Source organism: Acinetobacter sp. YH12076, from assembly GCF_013419525.1.
GTDB lineage: Bacteria > Pseudomonadota > Gammaproteobacteria > Pseudomonadales > Moraxellaceae > Acinetobacter > Acinetobacter amyesii.
The window spans coordinates 220,188-241,539 of record NZ_VOZY01000006.1 but is presented as its reverse complement, the minus strand read 5'-3'; the positions used below and the strand labels follow the sequence as shown (position 1 = coordinate 241,539).

General features: G+C 40.4%; 17 protein-coding genes and 8 tRNA genes. 18 read left to right on the top strand and 7 right to left on the bottom strand.

From position 1 onward, the window contains the following. Positions 1 to 46: 46 nt before the first annotated feature. From dapE to FTU22_RS08165, 3 genes are all read right to left on the bottom strand, one after another. Positions 47 to 1,180 (bottom strand): succinyl-diaminopimelate desuccinylase, encoded by a 1,134-nt coding sequence (gene dapE / locus FTU22_RS08175; RefSeq protein ID WP_180023170.1) that lies wholly within the window; start codon positions 1,178 to 1,180, stop codon positions 47 to 49. 122 nt (positions 1,181 to 1,302) lie between these two features. Then, positions 1,303 to 1,452 (bottom strand): entericidin A/B family lipoprotein, encoded by a 150-nt coding sequence (locus FTU22_RS08170; RefSeq protein ID WP_078191053.1) that lies wholly within the window; start codon positions 1,450 to 1,452, stop codon positions 1,303 to 1,305. Positions 1,453 to 1,616: 164 nt separating this feature from the next. After that, the gene (locus FTU22_RS08165) at positions 1,617 to 2,480 is read right to left on the bottom strand and encodes a DUF1853 family protein (RefSeq protein WP_180093849.1); all 864 of its coding nucleotides are present in this window, start codon (positions 2,478 to 2,480) and stop codon (positions 1,617 to 1,619) included. Positions 2,481 to 2,568: 88 nt separating this feature from the next. Between FTU22_RS08165 and FTU22_RS08160 the strand changes: the two genes are divergently transcribed. From FTU22_RS08160 to FTU22_RS08110, 11 genes are all read left to right on the top strand, one after another. Further along, positions 2,569 to 3,003 (top strand): YbaN family protein, encoded by a 435-nt coding sequence (locus tag FTU22_RS08160; protein WP_078192251.1) that lies wholly within the window; start codon positions 2,569 to 2,571, stop codon positions 3,001 to 3,003. After that, complete coding sequence (gene elsL, locus FTU22_RS08155) at positions 2,996 to 3,490, top strand: cell wall-recycling L,D-carboxypeptidase ElsL (protein WP_180093847.1); 495 nt, start codon at positions 2,996 to 2,998, stop codon at positions 3,488 to 3,490. The genes FTU22_RS08160 and elsL overlap by 8 nt, the downstream gene beginning before the upstream one ends. Before the next feature lie 449 nt (positions 3,491 to 3,939). Then, positions 3,940 to 4,015 (top strand) — tRNA-Val (locus FTU22_RS08150). A gap of 29 nt (positions 4,016 to 4,044) precedes the next feature. Then, positions 4,045 to 4,121: transfer RNA gene (locus FTU22_RS08145), tRNA-Asp, on the top strand. Positions 4,122 to 4,168: 47 nt separating this feature from the next. After that, positions 4,169 to 4,245, top strand: a tRNA-Asp gene (locus FTU22_RS08140). Between the two features lie 21 nt (positions 4,246 to 4,266). Beyond that, positions 4,267 to 4,342: transfer RNA gene (locus tag FTU22_RS08135), tRNA-Val, on the top strand. Between the two features lie 13 nt (positions 4,343 to 4,355). After that, positions 4,356 to 4,432: transfer RNA gene (locus tag FTU22_RS08130), tRNA-Asp, on the top strand. Positions 4,433 to 4,463: 31 nt separating this feature from the next. Then, a tRNA-Val gene (locus FTU22_RS08125) sits at positions 4,464 to 4,539 on the top strand. Positions 4,540 to 4,582: 43 nt separating this feature from the next. After that, positions 4,583 to 4,659: transfer RNA gene (locus tag FTU22_RS08120), tRNA-Asp, on the top strand. A gap of 98 nt (positions 4,660 to 4,757) precedes the next feature. Further along, positions 4,758 to 4,833: transfer RNA gene (locus FTU22_RS08115), tRNA-Val, on the top strand. A gap of 97 nt (positions 4,834 to 4,930) precedes the next feature. Next, positions 4,931 to 5,392 carry a DUF2750 domain-containing protein gene (locus FTU22_RS08110; protein ID WP_180023173.1) on the top strand — a complete coding sequence of 154 codons (462 nt, stop codon included), beginning with the start codon at positions 4,931 to 4,933 and terminating at the stop codon, positions 5,390 to 5,392. A 54-nt stretch (positions 5,393 to 5,446) separates the two neighbouring features. Here FTU22_RS08110 and FTU22_RS08105 read toward each other — a convergent pair whose 3' ends face one another. The 4 genes from FTU22_RS08105 to yccS form a co-directional block, all read right to left on the bottom strand. Beyond that, entirely contained in the window at positions 5,447 to 6,217 is a 771-nt protein-coding gene (locus FTU22_RS08105; RefSeq protein ID WP_180093845.1) for a YdcF family protein, read from the bottom strand. Positions 6,218 to 6,306: 89 nt separating this feature from the next. Further along, positions 6,307 to 9,009: a sulfite reductase flavoprotein subunit alpha gene (locus FTU22_RS08100; RefSeq protein ID WP_180093843.1), complete on the bottom strand. Its 2,703-nt coding sequence runs from the start codon at positions 9,007 to 9,009 to the stop codon at positions 6,307 to 6,309. Positions 9,010 to 9,197: 188 nt separating this feature from the next. Further along, a complete protein-coding gene (locus FTU22_RS08095; RefSeq protein ID WP_180004995.1) occupies positions 9,198 to 9,758 on the bottom strand; it encodes a YcxB family protein in 561 nt (186 codons plus the stop codon). 85 nt (positions 9,759 to 9,843) lie between these two features. Then, positions 9,844 to 12,012: a YccS family putative transporter gene (gene yccS / locus FTU22_RS08090; RefSeq protein WP_078191437.1), complete on the bottom strand. Its 2,169-nt coding sequence runs from the start codon at positions 12,010 to 12,012 to the stop codon at positions 9,844 to 9,846. Positions 12,013 to 12,147: 135 nt separating this feature from the next. Here yccS and FTU22_RS08085 point away from each other — a divergent pair, with 135 nt between their 5' ends. From FTU22_RS08085 to FTU22_RS08055, 7 genes are all read left to right on the top strand, one after another. Next, positions 12,148 to 13,350 carry a multidrug effflux MFS transporter gene (locus FTU22_RS08085; protein WP_180093841.1) on the top strand — a complete coding sequence of 401 codons (1,203 nt, stop codon included), beginning with the start codon at positions 12,148 to 12,150 and terminating at the stop codon, positions 13,348 to 13,350. A 640-nt stretch (positions 13,351 to 13,990) separates the two neighbouring features. After that, on the top strand, positions 13,991 to 15,262 hold the full coding sequence (locus tag FTU22_RS08080) for a DcaP family trimeric outer membrane transporter (protein ID WP_180093839.1): 1,272 nt from the start codon (positions 13,991 to 13,993) through the stop codon (positions 15,260 to 15,262). A gap of 626 nt (positions 15,263 to 15,888) precedes the next feature. Then, positions 15,889 to 17,130, top strand: a complete 1,242-nt coding sequence (gene gltS / locus FTU22_RS08075) for a sodium/glutamate symporter (protein WP_078192244.1) — start codon at positions 15,889 to 15,891, stop codon at positions 17,128 to 17,130. Positions 17,131 to 17,193: 63 nt separating this feature from the next. Beyond that, positions 17,194 to 18,669, top strand: a complete 1,476-nt coding sequence (locus FTU22_RS08070; protein ID WP_180093837.1) for a sodium:alanine symporter family protein — start codon at positions 17,194 to 17,196, stop codon at positions 18,667 to 18,669. A 242-nt stretch (positions 18,670 to 18,911) separates the two neighbouring features. Continuing rightward, positions 18,912 to 19,904, top strand: coding sequence for a patatin-like phospholipase family protein (locus FTU22_RS08065; protein WP_180009823.1), 993 nt, complete (start codon positions 18,912 to 18,914; stop codon positions 19,902 to 19,904). 386 nt (positions 19,905 to 20,290) lie between these two features. Beyond that, positions 20,291 to 20,467 (top strand): hypothetical protein, encoded by a 177-nt coding sequence (locus FTU22_RS08060; RefSeq protein ID WP_171263721.1) that lies wholly within the window; start codon positions 20,291 to 20,293, stop codon positions 20,465 to 20,467. 280 nt (positions 20,468 to 20,747) lie between these two features. Continuing rightward, entirely contained in the window at positions 20,748 to 21,269 is a 522-nt protein-coding gene (locus tag FTU22_RS08055; RefSeq protein WP_078192241.1) for an acyl-CoA thioesterase, read from the top strand. The last annotated feature ends 83 nt before the right edge of the window (positions 21,270 to 21,352 follow it).

Genomic DNA, 21,352 nt, shown 5'->3' with positions numbered 1-21,352 from the left:
AAAAGGAACTCAATGGAGTTCCTTTTTTTGACTATGTGGGGAATATTTAAGCCAACAGGTTTTCTAAAATCTTTTCGTAAATTTCAGAAAGTGGCTCCAACTCTGCCACATTAACGTGTTCATTGATTTGGTGAATCGTAGCATTTAAAACACCCAGTTCAAGCACCTGTGCTCCTGTAGGCGCAATGAATCGACCATCAGAAGTTCCACCACTGGTCGAAAGTTCTGTTTCTGTCCCAGTAACATCTCGAATGGCATCACGTGCAGCATTCACTAACTCACCGACAGGGGTTAGGAAAGGCAGACCAGATAACGTCCATGAGATGTCATATTCAACGCCATGACGATCTAAAATTTCCAAAGTACGTGCTTTGAGTTCATCTGCCGTTACTTCTGTTGAATAACGGAAGTTAAAGAGTAAATTCATCGTACCCGGAACAACGTTGGTTGCACCTGTGCCGGCATTAATATTGGAAATTTGGAACGACGTTGCAGGGAAGTATTCGTTACCATTGTCCCACACGGTATCGCAAAGTTCAGCCAGTGCCTTTGACGCAGTATGGATTGGGTTTATTGCTAGATGTGGGTAAGCAACGTGCCCTTGTTTACCTTTAACTGTTAAATTGGCATTTAGCGAACCACGACGACCATTTTTAACAATATCACCGAGTGTGTTGGTGCTAGATGGTTCACCTACCAAACACCAAGTCATTTTTTCATTACGCGCTTCTAACGTTTCAACAACTTTGACTGTCCCGTTGATCGAAGGACCTTCTTCGTCAGAGGTAATGAGAAATGCAATCGAACCTTTATGATTTGGATGCTTTGCTACAAAACGTTCTGACGCTACAACCATAGCTGCCAACGCTGTTTTCATATCTGCGCTGCCACGACCATATAGTTTTCCGTCGCGAATTTCAGGAAGAAATGGGTCAGAACCCCATGCATCCAAGTTACCCGTAGGTACTACATCAGTATGACCTGCAAAGCAAAATACTGGTGCTTCAGTCCCTTTACGTGCCCAAAGATTATCTACATCATCAAAACGCATATTTTCAATGTTAAAGCCAATCTTGGCTAAACGTTCTGCCATAATGTTCTGGCAGGTATGGTCAATCGGTGTCACCGATGGTTGGCGAAGTAGTTCTAGGCTGAGATCAAGAGTTGCTGTTGAGGTCATGCTAAATACAGAAGTCAAAAATGTCGCAATATAATAGGCGAATCAACAAGCGAAGGGAAATTTAGACGTAAAAAAACCCTATTTAAAAAATAGGGCTGTTTTATAAATCCTTGGGAAAGAAATTAATTGCGGCGAATTTCTTCCGAAGTTTTCTCAGCAGTATTGGTTACAGCATCTCCAGCTTTAGATACGTCTTTACCAACACCTTTTACTGTATTACAACCTGTCAGTACGAAAGCAACCATAAGTGATGCAGCTAAAATTTTTTTCATAGAATGTAATCTCCATTATGAAAGAATAATTTTTAGAGGACTAAATTATTCTGTTGTGAGATTTAGATTAAAAAATAGGCTTATTGAACAGTAGGTAGTTTTTATGGTGGTTGAGTAAATAAATGTAATTATCTATCAGGCTTTATATTTTGTATTCTGCCATTTCAAGTGGTTTGAGGCAAAACTAAGCGTGGTAATCTATACATATAATAGCTTTCATCGCTGTCCTTTTTATATAAACCATCTGTCCACCAATGTGCAGTTTTACTTGTGGGTTGCTGCTGTACGCAGATCCATTCATGTCGTTGTAGGCGATAGAAACCTTGACTTATGGACGGAATGACATGTCCCCATTGACCTATTCTACGCGCAGGATTGACCCAGTTTGGTAATGTGCTGGTACGCTGAATAGGTAAATATAATTGACCCTTTAAAACGCAATAGCGTTGTTGAATCTGCTGCCCAAGTGCTTCATCAAATTGGAATTGTTTTTGGGTAAAATGATTAAGCTTTCGAGCCAAATTATCAATACGATTTAAGCCATACCAATAGGGTAATTGAAAATCGCGCTCTGCTAGATAGTATTTTAAAGCCACTTCCCAATGTTCAACTTCACCACTTTCAGTATTTTTTAAAACAAAGTCGAGTTCACCTACTGTACGAGGGCCGTCAATTTTTTGAATGCTATGTCCGAGTATCTGGTAGGGATGGTATGGGTGATCGAGAAGCCAAAACCATATAAACATTTCGAAACGTAAACCCAGACGAGTACTTTTTAATTTTTGTAAAAATTCTACTAATTCACTTGGGTGTTGTTCGAGTTGTTTTAAACGGGGAAGGTAGGCTTCAAAATATTTATGCCAAAGCTCGTTTGGATGAAAATGAAAGGGATAGCGGATTTCGAGTTCATTGGGAATTTGCTGCAGAATATTTGGGCTAGCAATACAGAAAGCCAATTGGCGAACTAAGGGCTGTTTAAATTGCAACCATGGCTCAAAATAAGACGACGTTGTCGGGGCTACAGCCATATTGAAACCTTTTGAATAATGTAGAATAACAACGGATAATTGTTAAAAACATCTTATACTACCTGAATTGAAAGTTCAGGGTAGCGGTATGAAGACGTTGTTTTGGCGAAGCTTAGTGGTTGTCTTTGTCATTTTAGGCTTTATAGGGGCTTTATTGCCGGGAATGCCCACGACAGTCTTCTTAATATTAGCGGCATGGGCGGCTTCAAAAGGTTGGCCTCAAATGGATGCTTGGTTGTTGAATCATCCTAAATATGGGCCAACCTTACGCGCTTGGCGCGAAAATGGCACAGTCCCACGCAAAGCAAAATGGTTTGCATCGATCATGATGTTTGTGAGTGGTATGATTATGCTTTTTACATCAGCACCGATTGCCGTCAAGATTTTCACTGACTTAACCATGTTGATTGTTGGCATTTGGTTATGGACACGACCAGAGCCAAATAAGATTAGGACTATTGAACATTCGCCGCAGACTAAACCACAAGATAAAGATAAGCAGAAAGAGCAAGAGCATGTCTGAATATACCCAAGATCAAGCAGATATCCTGATTAACTTGAAAGATCAAACTTTAACTTTGCCGAAACTGAATAAGTTTTACCTCATTTCATCGGGTAAAAATGGCATTGGTGAGCAGGAAAATAGTGGCAAGACGCCACGAGGCTGGCATCAAGTGGCTGAAAAGTTTGGTGGAAAACATCCTCAAAATGCAGTTTTTAAAGCACGTCAGTGGACCGGAGAGGTTTACGACGAGCAACTTGCTGCATCACACCCTGATCGGGATTGGATTTTATCTCGAATATTATGGCTCAGTGGTTTAGAACCCGGCTTTAATGCAGGTGAGGGCTGTGATACTTATCAACGCTATATTTATATCCATGGCACACCAGATCGCGAGCCTATGGGTATACCGATGTCACATGGTTGTATTCGCATGCGAAACAGCGATGTTGTAGAACTTTATCAATTGATTCCATTAAATGCGCTGGTTTACATCACTGAACATTGAACACGTCGTTAAAAGCACAAGCCATGAAAGCCGAAGTTCATGGCATCAAAACAAAGATTTGAAAAATTAAAGTGAGTTTGAAAGGCGTTTTTTGTCAGGACTAATGCTCGCAAACTAACAGAAAGTCGTGTTTGAATGTATTTTGTACACTAGGCTGTTTTAGAATGCAGGATGTGTGGTGAAATAATCGTCGGTTTGCTGAATGATTAGTTATGAGTCCACGCGAAAAACTGTTTTTTATGTGAATGATGCAGAATATAAGTCATATTTTTAGTAATAAATTTACAGGTTTATAGCTAAAAAATGTTCAAAAATACTGATTTTTCCGCAATATAACTTATTTTTTAATCACTCAAACAGAAAAAGTGGAAAAGAGTTAGAAAAGCGTTTGACAGACCGTGAGGATTCTCTATAATGCACCTCATCAAACGATGAACATGTTTTGAAAAGGGCGCTTAGCTCAGTTGGTAGAGCGTCTGCCTTACAAGCAGAATGTCGGCGGTTCGATCCCGTCAGCGCCCACCAAGCCTTTTCAGCGTTAAGATATTTAGAGTGCAGCGGTAGTTCAGTTGGTTAGAATACCGGCCTGTCACGCCGGGGGTCGCGGGTTCGAGTCCCGTCCGCTGCGCCACTTTAAATCTTGATTCGTTTGAACCACAATAGCGACATTGTGTAAGTGCAGCGGTAGTTCAGTTGGTTAGAATACCGGCCTGTCACGCCGGGGGTCGCGGGTTCGAGTCCCGTCCGCTGCGCCATTTACATGATAGACCTTTTGAGGGCGCTTAGCTCAGTTGGTAGAGCGTCTGCCTTACAAGCAGAATGTCGGCGGTTCGATCCCGTCAGCGCCCACCATATTTTTTGCGATGCAGCGGTAGTTCAGTTGGTTAGAATACCGGCCTGTCACGCCGGGGGTCGCGGGTTCGAGTCCCGTCCGCTGCGCCATTTCAAAGAATATAATTATTGTACCCTTTAAGGGCGCTTAGCTCAGTTGGTAGAGCGTCTGCCTTACAAGCAGAATGTCGGCGGTTCGATCCCGTCAGCGCCCACCAAATCTTTAAGATTTTGGTTGTGTTTCGAAAGAAACTACGTGATGCAGCGGTAGTTCAGTTGGTTAGAATACCGGCCTGTCACGCCGGGGGTCGCGGGTTCGAGTCCCGTCCGCTGCGCCATTTATCTTAAAAATCTCTGTTCAAGAGAGTGCCTTTAGAAAAATTTAGGATTTTTCTCTTGCGCTCAGACAAGGCTCCGCTTTGTTACTCTTTGCTCAGGGCGCTTAGCTCAGTTGGTAGAGCGTCTGCCTTACAAGCAGAATGTCGGCGGTTCGATCCCGTCAGCGCCCACCATATTCTTCTATAGAAACTTCTTTATCCAAAAGCTTGCCTAAATTTTCTGATTTACATAGAATCCGCTCTATAATAATTTTAATATTGTATGTGATCTATGAGAAATCCATATCAGCGCAAGGCAGCGTCTAAAACTCAAACTACAAATTACAATCCTCAAGAAACCTATAAACAATTTATTGAAAATATGGTCGCTCAAGGTGGCGTGATTGCGTTATATCAAGATGGTTGGGCCCTTTGTGCGACACCTACAGGTCAACGTTCCTTCGCCATTTGGCAAAACCGTGGTTTGGCACGTTTATTAATTAAAGACAATTGGTCCAATTATGAAATTCAGGAAATTTCATTAAAAGACTTTATCGAAAAAGTCATTCCGTTTTTACGCAGCGAGAGCACTACAGTATCTTTAGATTTAACCCCAGAAGGACAAAATATTTTAGTTGCACCTGAAAAGATGCTGTTAGATATTAAAAATTATTTATATCAAGTTTATCAACAGCGCCCAGAAATTTTTGAAAACCTTAAAATTCCTTTGCCACGTAACATTCGTTTAAATTAATTGTTTATTCACAGCATAAAAAGCCCTTGTTTACTGATCAAACAAGGGCTTTTTTTAATATTCATTGAGTACAAAACCGCTCAAAAAGGCAAAATATTCTCGTAGCCAAGAGTTGTAGCGGATGTACAGCGGTGTAGGCGCTGCAATGGTATACACCTGTGTATAGCCTAACTTTCGTGCAATTGCTTTTGCACGTGGAAGGTGAAAGTCACTACTGGCAATCGCAATGGGGGCATCAAGAGAAATCTGATGTTGTTTTAAAATCTTTTTACTATTGATCAGGTTGAGTTCTGTACTGGTACTTTTACTTTCTTCATATATGCCTGCCGCTGAAATGTCATAGTGTTGAAGTAAATAGCGTTTCATGACGGAAGATTCGGTCATTTTTTCATTAAAGCCTAAACCACCCGTCATGATCATAATAGTATTGGGTTGTTGCAAGGCATACTGTGCTGCGGCATCGAGACGCGCCTTTAAGGTCGGAGAGGGTTGACCATTTTCAATACCACTACCCAAAACGATGATGGCTTGGACGGAAGTAAATGGCTTGGATTGCTGGCTATTGAAGTGTAAATACGCAAAAAACAGTAAAAGGCTCAATAGCCAAAGCCAAAACAACCACCATGTAGCACGCCAGAGCCTTTTGAGTTTAGGGTATTGATCTAAAATATTGTGGATTTGGGTTGAAAATAGTCCGGATAAAATAAAAATACACCCAATGACTAAGGGTAAAAGGATGCCTAAATGAATTTTATCTAATGTAAGTAACCAAATGGCATCTACGCAGAGCAGCAAGCCTACACAAAGCAGTAGTATTCTTTTCATGCAAAAAATTAAAGCAGTATCCGTATTTGGCCCAAGTATAGCGTGAAAAAAACCAGACACGAGGTCTGGTTTTGAGTTGGGGCTATTGATTAGTAAACATCACGGCGGTAACGTCCAGCTTGACGCAGTTCAGCCACGACATCTTCACCTAGAATATCAATCAATGCGTGGTCAACGTCCGTTGCCATACCGTTGATACTACCGCAAACGTAGATCACGGCACCTTGTTCTACCCATGATTTTAGTAAGGATGCTTGATCACGTAGCTCATGATGCACATAGCGTTTCTCCGCTTGATCACGAGAGAAGGTGAGGTCTATGCGTTGAACTAAGCCCGTGTTTTGCCATGCTTCAATGATGTCTTGATAAAAGAAATCATGTGCGCGTTGGCGCTCACCAAAAATCAGCCAGTTTTGCGTATAGTCTTGACGAACTCGTGCATGTAACAGGCTGAGTAAACCAGCAATACCTGTACCGTTACCAATACAAATCACAGGACGATTATCTGCAATCAGATGGAATGATTCATTGGTACGAATACGCAGTTGTAGTGTGCTATTGATCGCAGCATGTTGTGTTAACCACCCTGAGCCTAAGCCGAGCTCACCATCCGCATTGGATTGCTGACGCACCACTAAGCGTAATACTTGCTGACTTGGAATACTGGCAATGGAGTATTCACGAGTTGGAAGCGGTGGAAGCTGTTCGAGCAAGTGATCAAGGTTGGCAAATGGTTCGACATCCGTATTTAGGTTACGATCCCATAATGCATCTTCAATACGTTGCTGAGTAGAATCAACCACTTGTTGACTTTGAATTTGGTACTTTTGCATGAAGTTTGCAATACGTTCAGCACTATTACCCGGCTGAATCTCTGCAATATCACCCGCTTGCCAGTTGGCTTCATGTTGCGGTTTTAACTCAATATTAAATGCAGGTGCACCTAAACTGTTCGGGTTGAGTAAATCACGTTTGGTCAATGTCCATGCATCAAAAGTTTTTTCAATTTGCATGTGCTGAAGTTCAAGTTTAGTCGCTTTGGCTAAAGCGCTATTCCATGCTTGAATGGCTTGGGTGTCGCCATTATTGACTTCAAGCGTGTCAAACAGGGGCTTCGCAGCATTACTTTGCATCCAACGATGAATCGCATGACCAAAGCTACAGAACGTATCCGGATATTCTTCAGAGCCTAAAGCTAAAACGGCAAACTGAACATGACTCAAATCGAGGCTTTGTGTCATCAGTTTACGTTCAAAGCTTGAAGCGAGGTCAGGTGCTTCCCCAGTGCCATAGGTACTTGCAACAAATAAAACCTGAGCGGCTTGCGTTAAGTCATCTGCTGAAAGTTGCTGAACAGCTTTCACTGTGACAGGCTGACGAGCCTCTTGTAAGCTTGTTGCTGTACGCCATGCCAATTGTTCAGACTGACCTGTTTGTGATGCATAGCAAATTAACCAAGGCTGTGCATTTGGGTCGATGGTAACTGGTGCTAAGCTTTGACGGGCTTGCTGTGTCAGTTTTTTCTGTTTACGACGTTTGAGATAGAGCATCCATCCTGTGACAAAGAACAGCGGCATCATGAGGGATGCAATAACCACAAAGAACTGATAAATCGGTCCGAAGAAACTACCGCGATGTACAGGCAACATGCTGGTCATGATTTTTTCATTTAATTTTTTATCTTCGTATAACTCGATATCGGTGAGAGCAGACGTTTTGTAGTTATAAGTTGCTTTGTTGCGCGCACGCTCATGTTGAGGGACGGCATCCACAAAGTTAATTTCTAATTCACCATTGGCTTTTTTCGGAATATTAAAAGTGACACTTGAGTATTCACGACCAATATTTTGATTAAAGCCATTCCAACTTTGCGTAAGGGCAATATTCACTTGTTCTGGTTTTAGACCACGTTTTTCTCCGCGACCTTCAGCACCATGTTTATTTTCTTGAGCGCCGTGTTCAGAGGGACTCGACGTTGCAGGGTTTCTTTCAGAACGTGCTTGGTGTTCGCCATGAGTTTGTTTTGCCTCAGTGGCTTGTTTTTCACCACCTTGCTCTGCACCCGCCTGTTCAGCAGGTTGTCCATTCGGTTTTGGACGTTCTTGTAACTGGGGCTGTGGACGTTCAACGCCCATGACTTTAAACATGCCATTACGCCACCACTCATAAGACCAGTACAGGCCTGTACATGCCAAAATGAGATAGAAAATAATCACCCATGTGCCGACGACAGCATGTAGATCCCACAGGAAATTACGTCCTTTGAGCTTCGGTTTTACTGCAAGCCATTGTTTTACAGAATGTCTTTTTGGCCAACGCAGATATAAACCACTCAATACAAAATAAATCAGCATCAGTGTACATGCGCCGGTAATTTGTTTACCAACAGGGCCAACAGTTAAATTACGGTGTAGCTGCTGTACAAACTGGAAGAATTTTTGACCTTTGATTTCAGGTAAAACTTCGGCTGTATAGGGGTTAACCATCATGTTATAGCCACGACGAGCACCTTCTTTGACAATATTCACGGTACTTGAGGCGGTAGCATCTGAGGCAATAGAGATGCTGTTAATTTTCATGTCAGGATCAGACTGACTAAAATGCTGATAAAGCTCAGCAGGGGTTAGTTTAGGCTGCTGTTGAGCCTGAACCACATAACTGTCCTGATTGATTGCTTTAAGTATTTGCTGTTCATAGGAATAAATGGCACCTGTAACCCCCATGAGCGAGAGTATTAAGCCGGCACTAATCCCCAAGAACCAGTGAATCTGGAAAAGGGTTTTCTTAAACATGATGGATTTAATATTGATAAAAGGTTGCTGAATTGCGACGAATTATAAACGATGATTTAGCAGAGAATGTGGAAAAAGTAAGTAATATTCATTCTCATTATTGTAATTATCAATAATTATTCAAAAATTAAACACATAAAAAAACCTCCAAAGAGAGGAGGCTTTTTATACACAAATGTCTGTTAGGCTTAAATTGGTTTAGCAGGGCCTACAGTTTCATTTAAATGTTTACGAATGGTCGAAAATGGAAACTTCTTGCTATCCATACGTTTAGGCAAGATGTATGCGCCGTCTTGACCCTTTACTTTAAAGTTCAAAAGGATGAAGTCTTTGGTGTCATACCATTCATGAATGTCTTTCCAACCGACAGTCATCGTCCCCATGTTTGCGCCCATACGTTGCTGCATAGAGATCCCATGCGGCTGGACACCCATACGGATGCCTTTAATTTCTTGAACAGGGACTTCGTTCAGTTTGCGTTTCGCATACCATTCGATTCCGAATTTACGCACAAGGAAGTAAATCACGACACAGACAATAGCTACCCAGCAAAATACTGTTGAATAGTTCTTAATAAAGATGAGGCCCAAGAGTGCCAGTGCAAGAATTGCACCCATAATTAGCCATGCTTTTTTGCCAATTTTGAAGTTACTGCGAGACAGAACAAGTTGAGCATAACGTTGTTCTTCTTCAGAAATTTCATAAGCCACTGGCTCTAGCGTGTAGGCGTATAAATTTTTTGCGGTCATAGTGAAAGTAACAGATTTAAAACTGTAAAAAGTTTAGCATTATTTATACCAATTCAGTGAGTATATTGTTCCAAAATCATCCAAATTATAGCGAAGCCAGTTCAGTCGATGCTTGATCATGCTCATGACTGAGATTTTGTTTCAATTGGCTAAATTGGTTCAACACGTTAAACATCAACGAAAGCTGTTGTAGCACAATCAAGGATTTTTGATCTTCCTCACTGTTTTGTGACAAACGCTGACGGATTTCTTGCAACATATTTTGCGCCGTTAAGTCCGGCACTTCGTCACGTAGTAATGCACCTTGAATGTCATCCGTGGCTTTATCCAATAAGGTTAAGACCTGTTGATCTTGAATTTTTTCACGATGCGCACCTAAGGCTGCGATATAACTAATAAAGGTATGATTGAGACACAAAAACTCAAAGGCCAAAGCTTTTTGAGTCGGATCGGTATCGGGTTCGGTAGCTAAGGTGGAAATCAGTGAAGCTACTTCTGCATCGGTATTATGGGCTGCACGACGGACCACACGATAATTCAACCCGTTATTACGACCAGATTTGTATTGTTCAACCACTTCGGCCAAATAATCACACTGCGCTTGAATCGAACGGCTGATGGTCCGAGGCAGGCGACGGAATTTCCAATCTGGGAAAATGAAACTCACACCAAACCATGCCAAGGCACAACCAATCAGTGTATCAATCATACGCGGCATTGCTGCGGCAAAACCCATTCCATCTAAGTTAAAGTTAATCAGCGCCAAAATGGTAATAAACGCAGTGGCTTGTGCATATTGCTTACTGCGTAATTCAAAAAACAGCACGCCACTTAAAATGAGTAGCAGTAACTGACCTTCGACAGAAGGAACAAAATATAAAATCGCATAACCTAAAATAATTCCGACCAAGGTGCCAATGATACGTAAATAGAGGCGGCGCTTGGTGGCGTTAAAGTTCGGCTGGCTGACAAACAGGGCAGTCAATAAAATCCAATAGCCATAACTGATATTGGTGACTTGGACAAAAATATAACCAATAAATAACACGGTCGATAAACGCACAGCATGACGGAACAGCACCGACTCAGGGCTCAAATGTTGTTTGAATCGAATGACGATGTCGTCCCAGCCTTTTAAATCATCATCTTTTAAACGATTTTCAATCAGGGCTTGTCGGTCAATATAACGCTCGGTTTCGACATTACGTAATTGCGCATCGATGCCTTTTAGGTTTTGGTATAAAGCAAATAAAGAGTTGATCCAAACTTCATCGTATTTTTGTTCTTCACGCAGCTTTTCGAGTGACAATTTTAGATTGTGGAACGCATGTTTAAAACGTTGATTATGATGATAAGGTTTTCGCTGTAAGATACTGATACTCAAATCTTTACAAGCTTTACCTTGAATCGAAAGCACGCGTTGAAAGCGAAATAAAATATCACTATGTTCAAAAATACGGGTCAATTTTTGATAATCAATATGCGCGGAATCGGCACGTTCATGAATGTCTTGCGCGACAAAATAATATTGCAGGCTACGACGCGTATCTTTTTGTCCACGGTCACCTTTTAAACGCGTTAATAAGGCTGTTTTCATATCGTTGAAAATGCCAATTAATTTGCCATTTTCTAGCGATAGCTCAATCAAACTTTGCTGATAACTTTCTGGTGTCATATCGACATCAAACAAGTTAGATTTTGCAAATAAGAAGTCACCTAGGGACGAATAGCTTTGGGCCAATTTGTCCTGAACTTGACGCACAGGAAACAGCAGAAAGCTCAAAGTCGAAAGCAGTCCATACCACATCGCACCGATGACCAATAAACCTGCTTGTGTATACCAATTTTCAAAAAGTTCAACCCCTAGCATGGAATACACGGAGATCACCAGACAGCCATAAGAAATGGTGGCATAGCGACGACCCAATGAACCCAAAAGAATCCAACCGATACAAGACACAATCAGCCCCAATGCAAATAAGATCGGATGCGGGAACAACAGATAAATGGATACCGCAGTAACAAAGAACCCGATATAGGTATAAATTTGATTGAGCACACGGACTGAAAAGCGGTCATCGATATCACTTAGACCAGCGGCAACCACACCCAAGGTGAGGGGAATGGTCATCAATTGCTGATCTAAAAAATATGGGACAAAGGCTGTTCCTGCGAAGGCAATGACCATGCGCAAGTTATACATAAAGGTCGTGTTATAGGTTGCTTGTTTCAGTCGTGCGAGCCAGGCGTTCAAAATTTTTCCTTTGCTAAAGCGATGGGGCAGTAAGCAATGTGTATCGTGTGAATTTTCACATTGAAGCCAAGAAATAATACTATGTGCAGTGTAAACTTGTCTGCAAAACTTGCTTGCGATAAATGAATTATTCTTATGAAAAGCGTCGAATCACAAAAGGAATTTTCTCAACGCTGGATCGTCTTGTTGGCATTGCTGACTGCTTTAGGGCCACTTTCAATCGATATGTATTTGCCGGCTTTACCTCAAATGGCCGACGATTTTGGTGTCACAACCCAACAAGTGGCCAATAGTCTTCCAGCGTATTTCTTGGGTTTGGCGATTGGGCAGTTAATTTATGGGCCAGTCAGCGACCGTATTGGGCGTAAAACACCGCTATATTTCGGTTTGGTTTTATATATTTGTGCCGGTTTTCTGTGTGTCTTTGCCAATAGTGAATGGAGTTTGATCGCTGCTCGTGTTTTGCAAGCGTTGGGTGGCTGTGTCGGTGTAGTGATTGCCCGTGCTGCAATTCGTGATCGCTTAAGTATGCAAGCTTCTGCTCAAGCCTTTGCCAGCATGATGATCGTGACAACAATTGCACCAATCATTGCACCTACTTTAGGCGCGTGGGTGTTACAGGTGTTTGAATGGCAATACATATTTGCGGTATTGGTACTTGTCGGTATTTTTTGTCTTTTCTGCGTACATTTTTTCTTTCAAGAAACCCTGCCTGTTGAGCGACGCTTAAAATTAAGTTTGAAACAAGTCTTAGGTTTATATGGTGCGATTTTACAGGACGAAACTTTCCGTAAACCGATGCTCACAGGCTGTTTTTCTGGCGCAATTTTATTTTGTTATATCAGTGGCTCATCTGCCATTTTAATGGATGGTTATGGTCTGAGCCAACAGCAATTTGCTTATGTATTTGGTGCGAATGCTTTAGGGATTATAGTGTTTTCGACCCTCAATAAGAAACTTGCAAATCGACTGGATGTTCGCCATCGTTTGCAATTGGGTAATGCACTTCAATTGTGTGGTGTGTTGATCTTATTGGCGGCAGGGTTATTTTATCTTTCCTCTATCATTGTTGTAATGTTTGGTATGTTCTTATGTGTTGCTTCAATCGGCTTCACTGGTCCAAATGCGATGGCATTGGCGATGTCTGAACAAGGCTCACGAGCTGGCACAGCCAGTGCAATCATGGGAAGTATGCAATTTGCCTGTGGTCTATTGGCCGGAGTGTTTTTGAACTTTTTAGTATGGTCAGCGCTGATCAATATGGCCCTGATTATGTTGCTATTTGTGGTTGTTGCAATGATTACTATACGTAGTTTAAAAGCTTCAGCCATGGGTTGAAAATGCAGGTGATGACGTTTAGCAGGTCTTACTTAAACGTCAGTCATCAACGTACTAGTATTATTGATCAAATATCCACGTCACTCATTATAAATGTTCATCATCCATAACTTTAGAAGAGGGCGCTATTTTCCCATTGTGAGGGCAGTATCTGTTTACTCGAAACTTATATCTAAACAATCATCCACTTGGAAATAATTAGTGATACGGTGGATCGCTGTTGTCTCACTCTAATGAAATAGAGCAACTGATAAATAAGTATTATTTGCATTAAATACATTACGTTATGCTGGATAAATACATTGTGAATGTCTCTATCGGTAATATGTCGGATTTTATCGTTTTTATTGCATACCTACAGAGTATGGATTTTTACCTTTAAGGTATGTGTGTTGAGCTATTTTGCCATCTGAATCGGCTAAGTCCGAATTTTAACTAAATATTTCAGTCTATTTTCAGTGATGGATTCAGTGTTTTTGCTTATTGCTTTCAAGTATTTCGTTATTAGGGGCAACAAGTTGGGGCGTTAATGCGACTAAAGCACGGATAGGCAGCTTGAAATTTGTCCGCTCAAATAGGCGAATAACAAAGCGCCCGGAGTTAGGGCATACAACAATGACAGGACAATAGAGAGCTTAGGATGAAAACTCAAACTGTATTCCACCCAATGAAAACCCTTGTTGTTGCCATGAGTTTGGTAACGGTATCAATGGCTCATGCAGGCAGCAATACTTCTGAAATTGAACAATTACGTGCAGAAGTTGCAGAACTGAAAAGTTTGATTAAAGCGCAGCAGCAAGTTCAACAACAGCAACAAACCGAGATTCAGCAAGTTAAAGCGCGTCCTGTTGCACCACCACCGCCACCAGCTACTCCAACTGCAAGCTTAAAATCTAAAACAGGTGCAGATGTAAGTCTTTACGGTTTTGTTCGTGGTGATGCGAACTACATCATCGAAGGTGCTGATGATGACTTCAACAAAATTGCGTCTACAGATGGAAATACAAAAGATAAATTACGTGCGACAGCAAAAACCACGCGTTTTGGTTTAGATTTTACAGCACCCGTCGGTGGTGATGATAAAGTGGGCGGTAAAATCGAGGTCGATTTCAATGGAAGTGGCGAAACTATTCGTCTACGTCATGGTTATTTAACCTTTAACAACTGGTTATTTGGTCAAACGACATCTAACTTCTTGTCTAGTCATGCACCAGAAATGATTGATTTCAATACAAACTTGGGTGGTGGTACTACACGTATTCCTCAAGTTCGTTATAACTACAAGTTAGCTCCAGATACTCAATTATTTGTTTCTGCGGAAGAAGGGGATAGTAAAGGGACTGTTGCTGCAGATCCGACGTATCGCCTTCCAAACTTAACTGCCAAAGTGACTCAAGGTTTTGCTGCTGGGAAAGGTACCGCTTCAGCTCGTGCATTGGTTGAAAACTACAAATCTAAAACTGCGGATGATACAGAAACAGCTTGGGGTGTAGCAGCGGGTGCATCTTATGCAGTGACTGATCAATTGAAATTGAATGGTGATGTTTCGTATACAGAAGGCAACAGCAACTATTTATATGGTTCTAACTCGGCTTACTCTGTGGTAGATGGCAACATCGAGCAAAACAAATTCACTGCTGTACAAGTGGGTGCAACTTATAAGTTTAATGAAAAACTACGTTCGACTTTAGCTTACGGCGCGCTATTTGCGGATGATGGCAGCGCGTATGCGAAAGATGCATCTAACTCAAATGCAAACGAAGAAGCACAGCAAGCTTGGATTAACTTTATTTACGCACCTGTAAAACCAGTTGAACTTGGCTTGGAATATGTGAACGGTAAACGCAAAAACTTTGCGGGTGAATCTTATAACGATGACCGCGTTGGCTTAATGGCTAAATATAGCTTCTAAGCTAAATCATCGAAAAGAATCGATCAAAAAAGCCTGACTCAGTTCAGGCTTTTTTTGTTTAAATGTGGATGTTTCAACGCAAATGAACTCGCAGTACTAAGTAGATGGATTCACTAAATCGCCTGAGTCATGATGTCGTACTGGTTAAGGCAGGCGTTGAACCACGTCCTATAATACATTATGTTCAAATCTTTAATATTTTATATAGATAAAAATTGCGAATGCATTTAAATAAAAACAATTAGATATAACTTTAAATTATAGGAAAATTAACTTTTTGTAATAAAAAGTGCTGAAATTTTATTTCACTCCACGCATAATGTGCGACTTTTCTAATCAGCATTTGATTTTATGTATTTCATCTATGATATGAATATTGTAGTAAGTGTTGGTTTAGTAAGTATGAACTGCTTTTATGGATTTGTTTTGTCGAATTGAGTTTTCACTTTTTTTAACTCAGGCATACATATTTGAATCAGATGATGAATATTTATGATTGGCAATGATAGCTGGTAGCCTGATTTATTGGTTAAATTTACAAATTGGAATTGTATTTTAATTAATAAACGCTACTAATTTCTATTAATTGGACTAATAAATATTCTAACCATTTTGGACAAATTATTATGGAATTTAGCTTTAACGCATTTTATACCTTAATTGCGGCGGTGATCGTTCTTTTATTAGGACGTTTTTTGGTAAATAAAATCAGTTTTTTGAGGCGTTACAATATTCCTGAGCCCGTAGCTGGTGGTTTGGTTGCTGCAATAATTTCATTGGTTGTACATAGCATTTGGGGTTATAGCATTACTACGAGTAGTGAATTACAAACCAGTTTTATGCTGATTTTCTTCGCATCCATTGGTTTAAGCGCAAACTTTGCCAAATTGAAAGAAGGCGGAATTGGTCTTGTTATTTTTCTGGTAGCCGTTGCTTCTTTCATTGTTGTGCAGGATGTCGTTGGTATCAGTCTTGCCACTTTATTGGGTATTGATCCACTGATTGGTTTGATTGCAGGTTCAATTACGTTGACAGGTGGTCATGGTACAGCTGGTGCATGGGGTGAAATTCTTGAAGTTGAACACGGTATACAAGGTGCATTAGCTTTAGGTATGGCAAGTGCAACTTTTGGTTTAATCATTGGTGGTATTATTGGTGGACCATTAGCTAAGTTGCTAATTAATCGTTATCACCTAGCAACTCCGCGCACGAATGAGCAAATTGAGCGTAGTGATAACACACCACTAGCTGATATTAATTCAACAGAATATGTACCTTTTGAATATCCACATCGTGTTCGTTTAATTACCGCAGATAATGCAATTACGACTTTGGGCTTATTTGCTGGCTGTTTAGCATTTGCTGATTTTATGACGGCTTTCAGTAAAGGTACGATGTTTGAATTACCGACATTTGTATGGGCTTTAGCTGGTGGTGTCATTTTACGTAATGTATTAGAAGGTATTTTCCGTGTACAAATATTTGATCGTGCAATTGATGTATTTGGTAATGCTTCATTATCACTGTACTTAGCAATGGCACTATTATCGTTGAAACTATGGCAGCTATCAGATCTTGCAGGACCATTAGTTGTGATTTTGGGAGCCCAAACATTAACAATGGCACTATATGCTGCGTTTATCACTTTCCGTGTAATGGGCAAAAATTATGATGCTGCGGTTTTAGCGGCGGGTCATTGTGGTTTTGGTATGGGGGCAACACCTACCGCAGTTGCAAATATGCAAGCCATTACCAATATGTATGGTCCATCTCATAAGGCTTTCCTAATCGTTCCTTTATGTGGCGCATTTTTTGTTGATTTGATTAACGCAACAGTTATTCAATTAATTCTTAAATTCTTTGCTTAATTTAGAAAGGCTCTTCAGAAAAGAGCTTTTCATACTTTTGACCATTTAAAACTAGGGTTGAATATGAATGAACAATTAAATGAAACCCTGTTGGGGTGGATTAAAATTTTTAATGACCCACTTTGGGATTTCTTAGTCGTACTTTTAGTGGCGGTTGGTATTTTTTATACCTTAATCACTGGTGCAGTTCAGATTCGTCTATTTTTTCATAGTATTAAAGTGATGAAATCTAGCCGTAAAGAAGGCGATGATGAGCATGGGATTACACCATTCCAAGCCTTTGTGACTGGACTGGCAAGTCGTGTCGGTGTGGGTAATGTCGCAGGTGTTGCAATTGCGATTGCAATTGGTGGGCCGGGTGCAGTCTTTTGGATGTGGATGACGGCATTTTTAGGGATGAGTTCTGCATTTGTTGAATCTTCACTTGCACAGCTCTTTAAAGTGCGTGATACGCAAAATCAGCAATTCCGTGGTGGACCAGCTTATTACATTACCCAAGGCTTAAAACAAAAATGGTTGGGTGTAGTATTTGCGATTGCCCTGATTTCAACCTATGGCTTTGTGTTTAATGCAGTACAAGCCAATGCCATTACGGGTGCAACTTCACATGCTTGGGGTTGGGATAAAGCCAATCTAGTATTGAGTTTGGGCGGTTTTAGTTTTGAAATTTCATGGGTAGGGTTATTCCTTGTCTTTATAACAGCGCTGATTATTTTTGGTGGTATTAAGCGTATTGCAAAAGTGGCAGAACGTTTTGTTCCATTTATGGCATTACTTTATTTGGCAGTCGCGCTCTATATCGCTTTTGCCAACTTTGCAATCTTGCCTGATATCTTCCAGTTAATATTCAGCAAAGCATTTGAGTTTGATGCTGCGGCTGGTGGTTTCTTCGGTGCTATGGTTTCTATGGCGATGATGCAAGGCATTAAGCGTGGATTATTCTCAAACGAAGCGGGTATGGGTTCTGCTCCGAATGCTGCGGCAGCATCAGATGTTAAACACCCGGTCAATCAAGGCCTGGTTCAGATGCTCGGTGTCTTTGTCGATACATTTGTGGTGTGTACCTGTACGGCGATCATTATTTTGGCATCTGGCTTGTATGAAAATGCAGGCTTTGAGGGTGTTGCTTTGACGCAAATGGCGCTTGAAAGCCAGATTGGCGCATGGGGAGATGACTTCCTTGCCATAATCTTGTTCTTATTCGCTTATTCTTCAGTAATCGGTAACTATGCTTATGCTGAAGGTAATGTGCAGTTTATCAATAACAATCCTAAGGTCATGTTTATATTCCGCGTAGTCGTCCTCATGATGGTGTACTTTGGCTCAATCATGAGTGTACCACTGATTTGGAACTTAGCGGATCTCTTCATGGGCGTGATGGCGAGTATTAACCTCTTTGCGATTTTATTGCTGACGCCATTCTTATTGATGCTGATGAAAGACTACACCTCACAGTTAAAACGGGGTGTAAAAGAGCCAGTATTTAAAATGGATGAACATCCAAAATATAAGGATCGCGTTAATTCCGATATTTGGTAAAGTCAAAAATTAACTTTAAAAAGCTCCGTTATCGGGGCTTTTTTTGCTAGACAATGTTTTGGATCTTGATGTGGAAATTCTGCTAAACATTGAAACTTTGACAGCCAATGACTTTCTAGGTTGTATGTCAATATAATGTGCATCGGTCAGAGGCATTAACGAATAATAACAGTGACGTGAATGTGGACTGATTAGACTACTTTTTCTCTTCAAATCTCGAGTTGCATTTGGAATATCTCTCAATGAAAAGCATAACTGTTTTGATGACTGCATTCGCAATCAGCCTTGTAGGTTGTCAAAGTGTGGGCTCAAAAAAGGTCAGCGCTGAAACAACATCACAAATTCGAACTTATACAGCAGCACCTGCTCAAGTGGCGAATAACCGCATTGACTTTAAAAAAGTGAAAAAGCAGGAAAAGCGTCCGATTGTTGCTTTGGTTTTAGGGAGTGGTGGGGCACGTGGTTATGCACACATTGGCGCCATTCAAATACTTGAACAGCAGGGAATACACCCAGATTTTATTGTTGGAACCAGTGCGGGTAGCATTGTGGGTTCAATCTATGCATCAGGTAAAAGTGCCAATGAGTTAAGAGATATCGCCTTAAATATGAAAGCCAATGATGTTCGAGAAATACGCTTGGACAAAAAAGGCTTTTTTGATGGTAAAAAAGTTGAAGATTATATTAATGAGCAAGTTGATGACGTGCCTTTAGAGTTGCTGAAAACCCCAATGTATGTGGTGGCAACCGAGTTAAAGGATGGCAAAAAAGTCGTGTTCAACTATGGTAATACGGGACAGGCCGTTCGTGCTTCGGTGTCGATTCCGAGTATGTTTATTCCAACGATTATTGAAGATACAGAATATGTCGATGGTGGCTTGGTCAGTCCTGTTCCTGTGGACGTTGCACGCGATTTAGGGGCAGATATTATTATTGCGGTGGATATTTTGGCACGACCGATTCATACCGAAACGTCGAATGTTTGGGGCTTGTTTAACCAAAATATCAATATTATGCAAAATCGTTTAGCTCAAGAAGAGCTCAAGCGAGCAGACATTGTGATTCAACCTGATTTACGTGAAAAAGCACATATATTTGATGTGAAAGGGCGTGAAGCGACGATGCTTGCAGGTGAAGAGGCAACCTTGGAAAAACTTGGAGAGATTTCTCGTGTTTATGCTGAACATCAATATAGCAAGGGACATCATATTCCTTATTTAGCAGCCAAAGATTAGGCAGGTAAGATCAGCAAATTGATATGCATCCTGTTCACCTCTCAGGGTGCATTTTTATTTCAGCAAAGCATTTTAATTTTTGCTCTCAGCTTTTCCCATGCTCAATAGTATCCAGTAATCATTAATATATTGGATGTTGATTGGTTTTAGGTCTTAATCACAAGATTTGCCAAATATAAAAATCGTAATGATACGAAAATATACAGTTAATTATTTGAAATTAATTAAGAAAATCATATTAATTGGTTTTATGTAGATTTTAAGAGTATATACCTATATTAGCGTTTTTATTCATGTGCTTACGTTTACCAATACTGTTGAAGTGTTTAGAATATCATCAGGTTATTAATACTTAAAACCAATAAATATTTTAAAGGTGGCTGTAGATGAAAACGCTTGATGTAGGACAAAAAGTAAAGCTTGCGATGATGGAAGATAACGTATTTATTGTCACTCATGTACATGTAGATAATTCTTACACGCTAGAAAGTACCAATGATGGTGGACAAAAAACCAGCTATGACAACGTATCTTTCGAGATGTTAAAAGTCTTAGAAGATTAAGTTTAATGCCGTGCTATGTTGAATCGATGAACAACGCGTTTTAATGAATATGTTTTAAATATAAAACACAGCATAGCTTGGATTAAAAAACTGATAGATAGCGCGATAAATACTTGTTTATTGGGTGTATATCGTTATCGATATATATTTTACTGAATGATGGTATGATCACTATAAATAATAATGATGGTTTTTTTGCCGATTTGAACATTTAATTTTGATTAAAATCTATATAATAATCACATTAATCATTGTTATATCACGAGTCTAGAGAAACAAGATGTCCCCATTAGATCAAATTGCGAATGCACTAGACGACCAGTCAGAATTATCGATGTCAGTTTTAATGACTCCTGACATGGCGAATTTTTCGGGTAATGTGCATGGTGGAACGATTCTAAAATTGTTAGACCAAGTCGCGTATGCTTGTGCAAGTCGCTATTCTGGTAGCTACGTGGTGACACTATCAGTTGATAAAGTGAATTTTAAAGAACCAATTCACGTGGGTGAGTTAGTGACTTTCCTTGCAAGTGTGAACCATGTTGGTCGTACTTCAATGGAAATTGGTATTCGTGTTGAAGCGCAGAACATTCAAAAACGTACAGTACGTCATACCAATAGTTGCTATTTCACAATGGTCGCTGTTGATGATCAAGGTAAGCCGAAACAAATTCCAGCATTGAATCTAGATAATGACTGGAAACGTTGTCGTTTCGAAGCTGCGGAACAACGTAAAGTGGCACGTTTACAGGAAAATCATCATCCTTCTTGCAGTATTTATAAAAAGTCGACACAAAGCTAATCACTTTGGTGGCTGAATATTTGAAAAGATCGCTTAGGCGATCTTTTTTGTATTCTGAAATTCGTCTGGAGAGTGCAGTTGAG

Excerpts from the sequence above, each read along its gene's own strand:
- FTU22_RS08085 (WP_180093841.1), top strand. The coding sequence starts at position 12,148 with ATGAAAAGCGTCGAATCACAAAAGGAATTTTCTCAACGCTGGATCGTC.
- elsL (WP_180093847.1), top strand. The coding sequence starts at position 2,996 with ATGTCTGAATATACCCAAGATCAAGCAGATATCCTGATTAACTTGAAA.
- gltS (WP_078192244.1), top strand. The coding sequence starts at position 15,889 with ATGGAATTTAGCTTTAACGCATTTTATACCTTAATTGCGGCGGTGATC.
- FTU22_RS08080 (WP_180093839.1), top strand. The coding sequence starts at position 13,991 with ATGAAAACTCAAACTGTATTCCACCCAATGAAAACCCTTGTTGTTGCC.
- FTU22_RS08100 (WP_180093843.1), bottom strand. The coding sequence starts at position 9,009 with ATGTTTAAGAAAACCCTTTTCCAGATTCACTGGTTCTTGGGGATTAGT.
- FTU22_RS08095 (WP_180004995.1), bottom strand. The coding sequence starts at position 9,758 with ATGACCGCAAAAAATTTATACGCCTACACGCTAGAGCCAGTGGCTTAT.
- dapE (WP_180023170.1), bottom strand. The coding sequence starts at position 1,180 with ATGACCTCAACAGCAACTCTTGATCTCAGCCTAGAACTACTTCGCCAA.
- FTU22_RS08070 (WP_180093837.1), top strand. The coding sequence starts at position 17,194 with ATGAATGAACAATTAAATGAAACCCTGTTGGGGTGGATTAAAATTTTT.
- FTU22_RS08105 (WP_180093845.1), bottom strand. The coding sequence starts at position 6,217 with ATGAAAAGAATACTACTGCTTTGTGTAGGCTTGCTGCTCTGCGTAGAT.
- FTU22_RS08060 (WP_171263721.1), top strand. The coding sequence starts at position 20,291 with ATGAAAACGCTTGATGTAGGACAAAAAGTAAAGCTTGCGATGATGGAA.
- FTU22_RS08110 (WP_180023173.1), top strand. The coding sequence starts at position 4,931 with ATGAGAAATCCATATCAGCGCAAGGCAGCGTCTAAAACTCAAACTACA.
- FTU22_RS08055 (WP_078192241.1), top strand. The coding sequence starts at position 20,748 with ATGTCCCCATTAGATCAAATTGCGAATGCACTAGACGACCAGTCAGAA.
- FTU22_RS08165 (WP_180093849.1), bottom strand. The coding sequence starts at position 2,480 with ATGGCTGTAGCCCCGACAACGTCGTCTTATTTTGAGCCATGGTTGCAA.
- FTU22_RS08065 (WP_180009823.1), top strand. The coding sequence starts at position 18,912 with ATGAAAAGCATAACTGTTTTGATGACTGCATTCGCAATCAGCCTTGTA.
- FTU22_RS08160 (WP_078192251.1), top strand. The coding sequence starts at position 2,569 with ATGAAGACGTTGTTTTGGCGAAGCTTAGTGGTTGTCTTTGTCATTTTA.
- FTU22_RS08170 (WP_078191053.1), bottom strand. The coding sequence starts at position 1,452 with ATGAAAAAAATTTTAGCTGCATCACTTATGGTTGCTTTCGTACTGACA.